The organism is Nocardioides sp. (assembly GCF_035481145.1).
In the GTDB taxonomy this organism is placed as follows: Bacteria; Actinomycetota; Actinomycetes; order Propionibacteriales; family Nocardioidaceae; genus Nocardioides.
Map to the genome: position 1 here is coordinate 1 of NZ_DATIHB010000072.1, position 10325 is coordinate 10325.

Here is a 10325-nt window from a genome sequence, read left to right on the forward strand (position 1 = left end):
GACTCCACCGACGGCGGGCCGCTCCCCCTGCTGGAGGTTGCGACAGCAGTCCGGGGCACACCGGTCCCAGCACGGGGGCAGGCCGCCCTCGGCCGGGCGTGCGGTGGGCACACCGCGCTCGACCGCAGCGCGCTCGAGCACGAGCTGGCGGACCATGGCGACGAAGCGCGGGTCGATGCCGGCCGTGGCTGCCCGCACGTAGGTGAGGCCGAGCTTCTCGGCGGTCGCCGCCGCCTCGGTGTCGAGGTCCCAGACCACCTCCATGTGGTCGGAGACGAAGCCGATCGGGATCGCGACGACCGCCGGGCTCCCCTGCTCGGCGAGCTGGGCCAGGTGGTCGTTGACGTCGGGCTCGAGCCACGGGACGTGTGGGGCCCCCGAGCGCGAGCAGTAGACGAGCTGGTGGCGGAACCGGTGGCCGGTCTCGAGCCGGACCCGCTCGACGATCTCCTCCATCACGCTGCGGTGCTGGAGCTCGTAGGCACCGCCGTCGGGACCGCTCGCCTCGTTCATCGCGAGCGGGATCGAGTGGGTGACGAAGGAGAGGTGCGCAGTCTCGCGCGCGGCATCGGGGAGGTCAGCGATGGCGGCCAGGGTCGCGTCGACCATGGCGTCGATGAAGCCCGGGTGGTTGAACGAGCGACGGAGCACGTCGAGCTGCACCGACGCAGTCCCCTCAGGCAGGCCACCGAGCGCGTCGGCGAGGTTCTCGCGGTACTGCCGGCAGCTCGAGTACGACGAGTAGACGGAGGTGAAGAAGACCGCCGCACGCCGCACGCCGTCGGCGGCCATCTGCTCGAGCGCCTCGCCGATGTAGGGAGCCCAGTTGCGGTTACCCCAGTAGACGGGGAGGTCGAGGCCGTCGCCGGCGAGGTCCTCGCGCACGGCCGCGAGGAACTCGCGGTTGCGGTCGTTGATCGGCGACTTCCCTCCGAAGTGGAAGTAGTGCTCGCCCACCTCGACCAGCCGCTCGCGCGGGATCCCGCGGCCGCGGGTGACGTTCTCGAGGAAGGGCACCACCTCGTCGGGCGCCTCCGGGCCACCGAACGAGACGAGGAGGATGGCGTCGTACGGCGAGGGGTCGTGCTGCATGCCCCCATCGTAGAGAGACGTGGCGTAGGGTTCGGGAACAACGACTGTCGGCAACCCACTGTCCTGGCCAGCCTGTAAGGATCATCACGATGCAGCACCTCTCGCTCACGGGGTTGAGCGATGACGGTCGGCGTCTGGTCATGACCGACGGAGCCGGCAACGGCTTCGAGCTCGACGTCGATCACCGGCTCCGCGCCGCGCTCCGCGATGACCGCACCACAGGCCCCGGCCCGAGGGAGAAGAAGATGGAATCCACGCTTCGTCCGCGCGACATCCAGGCCCGGATCCGGGCCGGCGAGTCCGCCGAGTCCGTCGCCCAGGCCGCCGGCACCTCGGTCGACCGGATCATGACGTACGCCGGCCCGGTGCTGGCCGAGCGTGAGCACATGGCCCAGCGGGCGCAGAAGGGTGCGGTCCGCCGCCGCGGCACTGCCGAGTCGGGTGCCCGCAACCTCGGCGACGCGGTCGCCCTCCAGCTCCGCCCCCACGGCGTCCACGCCGAGGACGTCGAGTGGGACGCCTGGCGCCGCGAGGACGGCCGCTGGGTGCTGACCGCCGAGTTCCTCTGCGACGCGCGCGCCGGCCAGGCCCGCTTCGCCTTCGACGTCCCCGGCAACTACGTCCTCACCGAGAACGACGACGCACGGTGGCTGATCGGCGACGCCCTCGAGACCTCGCCGGTCGCGCCCCAGCGCGACGACCTGCAGCAGGCGCGCGAGCGCCGGCTCGCCCCGGTCGAGGACACCGAGCCGACGGTCCCCGTGATCACGGACCCGCCCCAGGCGCCGGTCGCCCAGGCTCCGGTGACGCCGGCTGCTCCCCCTGCTGCGCCCGCGGCCCCCTCCGCCCCCGCAGCGCGCTCACGCGATGAGGTTCCGCTCGGCGAGGCACCCGAGCAGCGCACCGAGCGCCAGCCCGAGCCGGCTGCCGAGGCGGAGGAGCCCGCCCGCAAGCCTGCAGCGAAGAACAAGCGCGGTCGTGCCTCGGTCCCGAGCTGGGACGAGATCATGTTCGGTGGACCGTCCGGCTCGGGTCAGTGATCCAGCCGCTCCAGCTCCCCGCATAGAGCGCCGCCGGCACGCCGAGCAGCTCCAGCGCAATGATGTTGTGGCACGCCGTCACGCCGCTGCCGCAGTAGACCGCCACGTCGGGTGGGCTGTCGTCGACACCGCTCTCGTCACCCGACCGCATCAGCGCGCCGACCTCGCCGTAGAGCGCGGCCAGTTCATGCGGGTCGCGGAAGTGCCCGTGGTTGTCGAGGTTGCGCGCGGTCGGGACGTTGACCGCTCCGGGGATGTGCCCGGCGATCGGGTCCACGGGCTCGATCTCGCCGCGGTAGCGCTCCGGTGCGCGGGCATCGATCAGGACGCCCTCGCGACCCACCCGGGCGGCGCCGTCGGCGTCGACCACCCGCATGAAGCCCGGCGCCCCGTGGAAGTCACCGGGCAGCGGGGTGCTCTCACCGGTCTCGACCTCTCCCCCGGCGGCCTGCCAGGCTGACCAACCGCCGTCGAGGACGCGCACGTCGCGGTGGCCGTAGTGGCGCAGCAGCCACCAGGCCCGGGCAGCCGCATGGCCTGCCCAGTCGTCGTAGACGACGACAGGGCTCTCGAGGCCCACGCCACTGCGCTGCATGGCCGCGTTGAAGACCGCCGGATCCGGCAGCGGGTGCCGGCCGCCCTCACCGGGCGGTGCCGCCAGGTCGGCGTCCATGTCGACGTACGCCGCTCCGGGGATGTGGCCCGCGGCGTACAGCTCGAAGCCCGGCGTGGTCGACGCCATGCGGTAGCGGACGTCGAGCACGACCGGCGGGCGCTCCGTGACCAGTAGCGCGCGGAGTCCGTCGGCGGAGACCAGGGGTGAGCTGCTCATGCCCCCAAGTCTCCACCGATCCGGCTGGGAACCAAGCAGCTCAGGTAGGCCGCTTCTTCGGCGCGCCCTCAGCGGTCTTCGCAGGGTCGCGCGTGGTGACGAAGGCGAGCGTCTTCTCGATCTCGTCCATCACCGCGGGGTCGAGCCGCACACCGGCAGCCTTGACGTTCTCCTCGACCTGCTCGGGCCGCGAGGCGCCGACGATCGCGGAGGCGACGTTGTCGTTCTGCAGGACCCAGGCCACCGCGAGCTGCGCCGGAGTCAGGCCGACCGACGCCGCGATCGGCACGAGCCCCTGCACGGCGGTGAGGACGTCGTCCTTCATCCACCGCTCGATCATGCCGGCGCCGCCCTTGTCGTCCATCGCGCGCGAGCCGGCCGGAGGCGGGGTGCCCGGCAGGTACTTCGCGCTCAGGACGCCCTGGGCGATGGGCGACCAGACGATCTGCGAGACGCCGAGCTCGCGCGAGGCAGGGACCACCTCGTCCTCGATGACCCGCCAGAGCATGGAGTACTGCGGCTGGCTGGAGATCAGCTGGATGCCGAGCTCCTTCGCCAGTGCGTGGCCGGCGCGGAGCTGGTCGGCCGTCCACTCGCTGACGCCGATGTAGAGCGCCTTGCCCTGGCGTACGACGTCGGCGAAGGCCTGCATCGTCTCCTCGAGCGGCGTCTCGGTGTCGTAGCGGTGGGCCTGGTAGAGGTCGACGTAGTCGGTCTTCAGGCGCTTCAGCGAGCCGTTGATCGACTCCATGATGTGCTTGCGGGAGAGGCCGGAGTCGTTGGGCCCGCCGGGCCCCGTCGGCCAGTAGACCTTCGTGAAGAGCTCGAGCGACTCGCGCCGCTCGCCCTTCAGTGCTTTGCCCAGGACGCTCTCTGCCGCGGTGTTGGCGTAGACGTCGGCGGTGTCGAACGAGGTGATTCCCGCGTCGAGCGCCGCGCGTACGCACCGGGTGGCGACGTCGTTCTCGACCTGGGAGCCATGGGTGAGCCAGTTGCCGTAGGTGATCTCCGAGATCTTGAGGCCGCTGTTGCCGAGGTACCTGAAGTCCATGGCGGCCAGTCTGCCCGAGCCTCGCAACCGCTTGCGTGGCGATCGGCGCGACGCGGGACTGGCATGATTCACCCCCGTGGCTGAACTGATCTTCCGGACCGGGACCATGGACGCAGGGAAGTCGACCCTCGCCCTCCAGACGAACCACAACCACGCGGCGCGGGGACGGGTCGGGCTGATCTTCACCACCAACGACCGAGCGGGCGAGGCCGTGCTCTCCTCGCGCCTCGGCCTCACCCACGAAGCGGTCGAGGTCAACCCGGAGTTCGACTTCTGGAAGCACGTCGTGCAGTCGCTGACCGCCGGAGCGCGGATCGACTACCTGATCTGCGACGAGGCCCAGTTCTACGCGCCGCGCCAGGTCGAGGACCTGGCGAAGATCGTCGACGAGCTGCAGATCGACGTCTTCTGCTTCGGCATCCTCACCGACTTCCGCACGCGTCTCTTCCCCGGCTCGGCGCGCTTGGTCGAGCTCGCCGACCGCACCGAGGTGCTGCAGGTCGAGGCGCTCTGCTGGTGCGGCAAGAAGGCGACCCACAACGCCCGCACCGAGAACGGCTCGATGGTCACCGAGGGCGACCAGGTCGTCGTCGGCGACGTGGAGTCGACGGTCGACCCGTCGGTGCGGGTCGGCTACGAGGTGCTCTGCCGCCAGCACCACCGCCGCGGCCTCACCGCCGCGCGTGCCAAGGCGGTCTCGCTCGCGCCCGACCCGCTGCCCTTCGGCTGACCTCAGCCGACGAGGCTCAGCCGATCAGGAGGGGGATCTCCATCTCGTCGCGGGTGAGCGAGCCGTGCAGGCCGACCATCTGCTGCTCGCGGGGGAAGTCGCGGGTCGAGAAGATCGCGACGTCGTCGTGGCAGGCGACCATCACGTCGCCGAGGCGGCCCGAGACGCGTGCCTCGACCTCCCCGAACCACCTGCGAGCCACGGCCTCGTCGCGCGACAGGACCGTGGCACGGTCGCCGAGCTCCTCGCGCCAGGCGGCGAGCACGTCGTCGAGAGCGCCGGGCTTCACGTAGAGGTGGCGGAAGCGCGCCTCTCCCCCGACCAGCGAGACCCCGCGGCGCAAGTGGCCGAGCTTGTCCAGCTCCAGGCGCGACGAGGCAGGCGAGTCGATCATCCCGTGGTCGGCGACGACGAGGAGCCGCACGGAGCGGGGCAGGGCCGAGCGCAGGTCCTCGGCGAACTCGTCGATCAGCTGCAGCTCGACCAGCCACTCGGCCGAGGCCACGCCGTACTGGTGGCCGACCTTGTCCAGCTCGCCGTCGTAGACGTACGTGAACGAGGGTCCGTCCGCCGCCTCGATGACCTGCGCCAGGCGGTCGCCGGGCGTGTCGGCACCGCGGTAGGCGGCGCCACGGTGCGCCGCGCGGGTCAGGCCCGACGTGGCGAACTGCGCCTTGTTGACCGCGGAGACGTAGATGCCGAGGGCGGAGAGCTGCGCGAACGCCGTCTCGTGCGGCTGATAGGCCAGCGGGTCGACGTCGCGGTCCCACTGCAGGTGGTTGAGGAGCTCACCGGTCTCCGGCACCCGGGCGGTGTAGCCGACCAGGCCGTGCTGGCCCGGCGTCAGGCCGGTGCCGAGCGACGTCAGGGAGGTGGCGGTGGTCGACGGGACACCTGCGGTGCCCGTGGCGCCACGCAGCGACGTGAGGTACGGCGCGGCGTGCGCGTAGCGCTCGAGCAGCTGCTGGCCGAGGCCGTCGACGAGCAGCACGACGTACGCCGGGGCAGGCGGCAGGGTCAGCGCCGAGGGCTCTGACCCGAGCCGCACGCCGAGCGCCTGCGCGACGGCGGGCACGACGTCGGCGATGGACCGCTCGCCGTACGCGGGCAGCTGCAGCGTCATCCCTGGGTGTGGGCCGAGAGGGAGGCGGCGAAGGCGAGGAGCCGGTCGACCTCGTCCTGGCCCTCGGCGGCCGCCGAGACCCGCAGCGAGAAGTCGTCGGAGGCGAGCACACCGGTGTAGCCGTGGTCGGCATCGCAGTTGGGGTCGTTGCAGCCGGCGGGCTCGAGGTCGATGCGCCCGACGCCGCCCCAGCCGATGGTGAGGACCGCCTCTGCTGCGGGCTGCGCGCCGCGGTCGGGGTTGGTGACCATGCGCGTCACCACGACCGACTTCACCGAGCTCAGCGCGATCGCCTCGGTGGAGGTCGAGGTGTACGGGTGCGGCAACAGGTCGTCGCCGCCGTGCTCGTCGGTGTGGGCCAGGATCAGCCGGCTCGGCGTCAGCACGACGACGGTGATGTGGCGGCGGACCTCGTCGTGCTCGATCGTCGGCTCGTGGTGGACGTGGAAGTCCACGATCTCCTCGCCCGCGACCGCGGTGGCCACGCCGTCGAAGACCACCTCGGGGTAGTACCCGGTGCGCTCGATCGCGCGCTTCAAGCTGCTTGTTGCCATGGGGGCGAGTCTGTCACGCCCGGATCACCGGTGGTGACGCCCCAGCGGGACGACGAGCGGCGTCCGCGAGACGGGGTCGGTGATGACCTGCGCCTCGAGCCCGAAGACGTCACGGACCAGCTCCGGAGTCACGACCTCCGCCGGGGCACCCGCCGCGACGACGGAGCCGTCGCGCAGGGCGACCAGGTGGTCGGCGTACCGGCCGGCGAGGTTGAGGTCGTGCAGCACCATGACGACGGTCGCACCGCGGGCGGCGTTGAGGTCGACGAGGAGGTCGAGCACCTCGACCTGGTGCGCGACGTCGAGGTAGGTCGTCGGCTCGTCGAGAAGCAGCAGGTCGGTCTCCTGGGCGAGCGCCATCGCGATCCAGACGCGCTGGCGCTGGCCGCCCGAGAGCTCGTCGACGGGCCGGCGCGCGAGGTCGAGGGTGGCGGTCATCTCCAGCGCCCGCGCGACAGCGACGTCGTCCTCGCTCGACCAGCGGCGGAACGGCCCGTGGTGCGGGTGCCGCCCGCGGCCCACCAGGTCGGCGACGGTGAGGCCCTCGGGGGCGACCGGGTTCTGCGGCAGCAGCCCGAGCCGGCGAGCGACCTCCTTGCTCGGCTGCTCGTGGATCGAGCGCCCGTCGAGGAGCACCGAGCCGGCCGACGGCTTCAGCAGCCGGGCCAGGCCGCGCAGGAGCGTCGACTTGCCACACCCGTTGGCGCCGACGATCACGGTCACCTTGCCGTCGGGCACGGCCAGGTCGAGGTCGCGCACGACCGCCCGCTCGGCGTACCCCAGCGAGAGGGCGGACGCAGCGAGGCGCGAGGTGGCGGGGCGGGTCGTGGTGGTGTCCACAGGGGTCAGGGTGTCAGTCATCGGGCGCTCCTTCCAGCGCGACCGGTGGCGAGCAGCCAGAGCAGGAACGGCGCGCCGAGCGCACCGGTCACGACACCCACCGGGTAATTGACGTCGGGGAAGAGGTAGTCGGCGGGGTACTCCGCAGCGACCACGATCAGGGCGCCGGCGAGGCCGGCGCCCGCGAGGGTGCGCCGTCCTCCATTGAGGGCGCGGGCGATCGGCCCGGCCAGGAACGCGACGAAGGAGACCGGGCCGGCGACGGCCACGCCGATCGCCACGAGCAGGACCGCGAGCAGGAGCACGAGGTCCGTACGCCGCGGCCCGACGCCGAGTCCGGTCGCGAGATCCGGACCGAGCTCGGCGATGCCGAGGCTCCTGGTCATCACCGCGATCAGCGGCAGGAGGACGAGCAGACCGATCGTCACGAGCTGGATCTGCTCCCAGGTGGCCTCGCTGACCGAGCCGGTCAGCCAGCGGAGCGCGATGTGGGCGTCGTACTCGTCAGCGCGGGTGAAGAGGTACTGGATGAAGGCCTGCAGGGCGACGGTCACGCCGACGCCGACGAGAATCAGCTGGTTGCCCGAGCCGCCGACGACCCGGACCAGGGCCGCCATCGCGATCGCTCCCCCGGCACCCCAGAGCGCCACCTCCGTGCCCTCGGCACCGAGCTCGACGATGGCGAAGGTCGCGGCAGCGCTCGCTCCCATGCCGACGCCGATGATGTCGGGCGAGGCGAGCGGATTGCGCAGGGCACCCTGGAAGACGGCACCGGCGACGCCGAAGGCCACACCGACGAGCACCGCGAGCACGGCGCGTGGCAGCTTGGTCTCCATGAGGATGAAGGTCGCCGTCGGGATCTGCTTGTCCTGGAAGACGATCGCGATCGCGTCGGGCACGGTGAACGTGTAGTCGCCGAGAAGCACGCGGGCGACGAAGGCGCCCAGCGTCGCAAGGGTGAGGCCCACCCACACGAGGAGGAGACGGCGACGCGGCGCACGCCGGGCAGCACGCACGGCCTCGACCTGGTCGACGGGGACAGGGGCGAGGACGGTCACGACCGAACCCCCGCTCCGCGACGGATCATGACGAAGAAGACGGGGACACCGACCAGCGCGGTCATGATGCCGACCTGCACCTCGGTGGGCGGCGCGATGATCCGGCCGACCGTGTCGGCGGCGATGACGAGCACGGCGCCCCAGCCGACCGTGAGCGGCAGCAGCCGCCCGTGGCTGGAGCCGACGGTCGCGCGCACCGCGTGCGGCACGATCAGTCCGACGAACGAGATCGGGCCGGCGGCGGCGGTCGCCGAGCCGGCGAGGAGCACGACAGCGAGGCCCACGACGAGGCGGTCGCGCACGACGTTGCGGCCCAGGCCGCGCGCCAGGTCGTCGCCCAGGGCGAGCATGTCCAGGAGCCGGATGCCGGCCAGGCCCAGGACGAGGCCGGCCAGCAGCGTCGGGCCGACGGTCAGCAGCGCGTCGTAGCCGGCGCCCAGGCCACCCACCATCCAGAAGCGGATCGTGTTGAACCGCTCGTGGTCGGTGAGGAGGAGCGCCGTGGTCCAGCTGCTCAACGCGGCCGAGACGGCTGCTCCCGCGATCACGAGGCGGCCGGGCGTTGCGGCGCCGCCACCGAGCGAGGCGAGCAGGTGAACGCCGAGACCGGTCACCGCAGCGCCGAGGAAGGAGAACCAGAGGTAGCCCGAGAGGGTGCCGACGCTCCACACGACCGAGGCCAGCACCATGCCGATGGTGGCACCCCAGGTGATGCCGAGCAGTCCCGGATCGGCCAGGGGGTTGCGGGTCAGGCCCTGCAGCAGCGCGCCCGAGAGCGCGAGCGCGGCGCCGACCGCACAGCCGGTGAGCGTCCGCTCGAAGCGGGCAGCCGCCACGGCGTACGACGGGTGCTCGGGGTCGAAGGCGGCCCACGGCGCGACGATGCCGACGGAGCCGACGGAGATCGAGAGAACGAACGCCGCGAAGGCCACAGCCGCGAGCACGGCGATGGCCTTGACGGGAACGACCCGGGTGGGTCGCGGGGCACCCCCTGAGGGGTGCCCCGCGCTCGCCCCGGGCAGGGCGAGGTCGTGCGTCACTTGGCCTCGAGCGTCTTCTCGAGCTCGGGCAGCAGGTGGTCGACCATGTACGGCAGCGACAGCGCGGTCGCGACGTCGAGCGAGTAGGCGGTCGAGTGGTCCGGGAGGTCCCACCACACGGTGCCGGCCGCGAACGACGGGATCTTCGCGAGGAGCTTGTCCTTGCTGATCGTGTCGGCGTCGGCCTGCGACTCGGCGGTCACGAGAGCGAGATCCGCCTTCAGGGTGGCGGCGCGCTCGGCGGAGACGGTGCCGTAGGCCTCGCCCTTGGTGGCGGCCTCGACCCACGCGGGCATGACCAGCCCGACCTCTTCGAGGACGGTGCCCCGGCTGTCGGCGTAGACGCCGACAGCGGAGGTGTCCTTGGGGTCGATCCACGAGACGAACGCGGACTTGCCCTGGAGGCCGGCGTACTCCTCCTTGGCCTCCTCGAACTCCTCCTTGACGTCGGCCTCGACCTCGTCGGCGACCTTGGTCCGGCCCAGCGCCTGTCCGATCATGTCGAGGCTCTCGGTCCAGGTGGTCATCCAGGCCTTGCCCGGCATGGCCACGACCGGGACACCCAGCTTGGAGAGCTTGTCGTACTCCGCCTTCGTCATGCCCGAGTTGGTGGCGACGATCAGGTCGGGCTGGAGCTTGGCGATGTCGGCGACGGCACCGGAGATCGCGTTGGAGGTGTCGTCGATGCGGGTCGGGGCCTCGGCACCGTCGATCTCCTCGAGGGCCTCGTCGAACCAGATGGTCGAGCCCTCCTTGGTGCCACCCCACGAGTGGGTGGAGGCACCCACCGGCACGACGCCGAGGGAGAGGACCGTGTCGGCGTCGGACCAGCCGAGGGCGACGACGCGCTTGGGCTCGGCCTCGATGGTGGTCTCGCCGTAGACGTGCTTCACCGTCGTCGGGAACGCACCGGCCTCGGCCTTCGTCAGGCCCTCGGTGGCGGCGTTGTCGGAGGTGTCCTCGGA

11 protein-coding genes are annotated in these 10325 nt (G+C 71.9%); 2 read left to right on the top strand and 9 right to left on the bottom strand.

Annotated elements, in window-relative coordinates; translation table 11 throughout:
• A partial coding sequence (locus VLF38_RS06515) for a ferrochelatase (protein ID WP_325270468.1) occupies window positions 1–1092 on the bottom strand: 1092 nt, incomplete at its 3' end.
• Window positions 1093–1181: 89 nt separating this feature from the next.
• On the opposite strand from VLF38_RS06515, the gene sepH reads away from it, so the two are divergent.
• Window positions 1182–2132, top strand: coding sequence for a septation protein SepH (gene sepH / locus VLF38_RS06520; protein ID WP_325270469.1), 951 nt, complete (start codon window positions 1182–1184; stop codon window positions 2130–2132).
• On the opposite strand, the gene VLF38_RS06525 is transcribed toward sepH, so the two are convergent.
• Complete coding sequence (locus VLF38_RS06525; protein ID WP_325270470.1) at window positions 2098–2964, bottom strand: sulfurtransferase; 867 nt, start codon at window positions 2962–2964, stop codon at window positions 2098–2100. The two genes, sepH and VLF38_RS06525, sit on opposite strands and share 35 nt — an antisense overlap.
• A 40-nt stretch (window positions 2965–3004) precedes the next feature.
• On the bottom strand, window positions 3005–4015 hold the full coding sequence (locus VLF38_RS06530) for an aldo/keto reductase family protein (RefSeq protein WP_325270471.1): 1011 nt from the start codon (window positions 4013–4015) through the stop codon (window positions 3005–3007).
• A gap of 76 nt (window positions 4016–4091) precedes the next feature.
• Between VLF38_RS06530 and VLF38_RS06535 the strand changes: the two genes are divergently transcribed.
• The gene (locus VLF38_RS06535; protein ID WP_325270472.1) at window positions 4092–4745 is read left to right on the top strand and encodes a thymidine kinase; all 654 of its coding nucleotides are present in this window, start codon (window positions 4092–4094) and stop codon (window positions 4743–4745) included.
• Window positions 4746–4761: 16 nt separating this feature from the next.
• On the opposite strand, the gene VLF38_RS06540 is transcribed toward VLF38_RS06535, so the two are convergent.
• The 6 genes from VLF38_RS06540 to VLF38_RS06565 all read right to left on the bottom strand — a co-directional run.
• Entirely contained in the window at window positions 4762–5868 is a 1107-nt protein-coding gene (locus tag VLF38_RS06540; protein ID WP_325270473.1) for an alkaline phosphatase family protein, read from the bottom strand.
• Window positions 5865–6422 (bottom strand): DUF5998 family protein, encoded by a 558-nt coding sequence (locus tag VLF38_RS06545; RefSeq protein ID WP_107699887.1) that lies wholly within the window; start codon window positions 6420–6422, stop codon window positions 5865–5867. The genes VLF38_RS06540 and VLF38_RS06545 overlap by 4 nt, the downstream gene beginning before the upstream one ends.
• A gap of 24 nt (window positions 6423–6446) precedes the next feature.
• Window positions 6447–7283, bottom strand: coding sequence for an ABC transporter ATP-binding protein (locus VLF38_RS06550; RefSeq protein WP_325270474.1), 837 nt, complete (start codon window positions 7281–7283; stop codon window positions 6447–6449).
• Entirely contained in the window at window positions 7280–8320 is a 1041-nt protein-coding gene (locus VLF38_RS06555; RefSeq protein ID WP_325270475.1) for an iron ABC transporter permease, read from the bottom strand. The genes VLF38_RS06550 and VLF38_RS06555 overlap by 4 nt, the downstream gene beginning before the upstream one ends.
• A complete protein-coding gene (locus VLF38_RS06560; RefSeq protein WP_325270476.1) occupies window positions 8317–9360 on the bottom strand; it encodes an iron ABC transporter permease in 1044 nt (347 codons plus the stop codon). The genes VLF38_RS06555 and VLF38_RS06560 overlap by 4 nt, the downstream gene beginning before the upstream one ends.
• A partial coding sequence (locus VLF38_RS06565; RefSeq protein WP_325270477.1) for an ABC transporter substrate-binding protein occupies window positions 9357–10325 on the bottom strand: 969 nt, incomplete at its 5' end. The genes VLF38_RS06565 and VLF38_RS06560, both read right to left, overlap by 4 nt.

Bases quoted from the DNA above. Each gene is read 5' to 3' on its own strand.
- VLF38_RS06540 (WP_325270473.1), bottom strand. From the start codon at position 5,868: ATGACGCTGCAGCTGCCCGCGTACGGCGAGCGGTCCATCGCCGACGTC.
- VLF38_RS06525 (WP_325270470.1), bottom strand. From the start codon at position 2,964: ATGAGCAGCTCACCCCTGGTCTCCGCCGACGGACTCCGCGCGCTACTG.
- VLF38_RS06545 (WP_107699887.1), bottom strand. From the start codon at position 6,422: ATGGCAACAAGCAGCTTGAAGCGCGCGATCGAGCGCACCGGGTACTAC.
- sepH (WP_325270469.1), top strand. From the start codon at position 1,182: ATGCAGCACCTCTCGCTCACGGGGTTGAGCGATGACGGTCGGCGTCTG.
- VLF38_RS06530 (WP_325270471.1), bottom strand. From the start codon at position 4,015: ATGGACTTCAGGTACCTCGGCAACAGCGGCCTCAAGATCTCGGAGATC.
- VLF38_RS06550 (WP_325270474.1), bottom strand. From the start codon at position 7,283: ATGACTGACACCCTGACCCCTGTGGACACCACCACGACCCGCCCCGCC.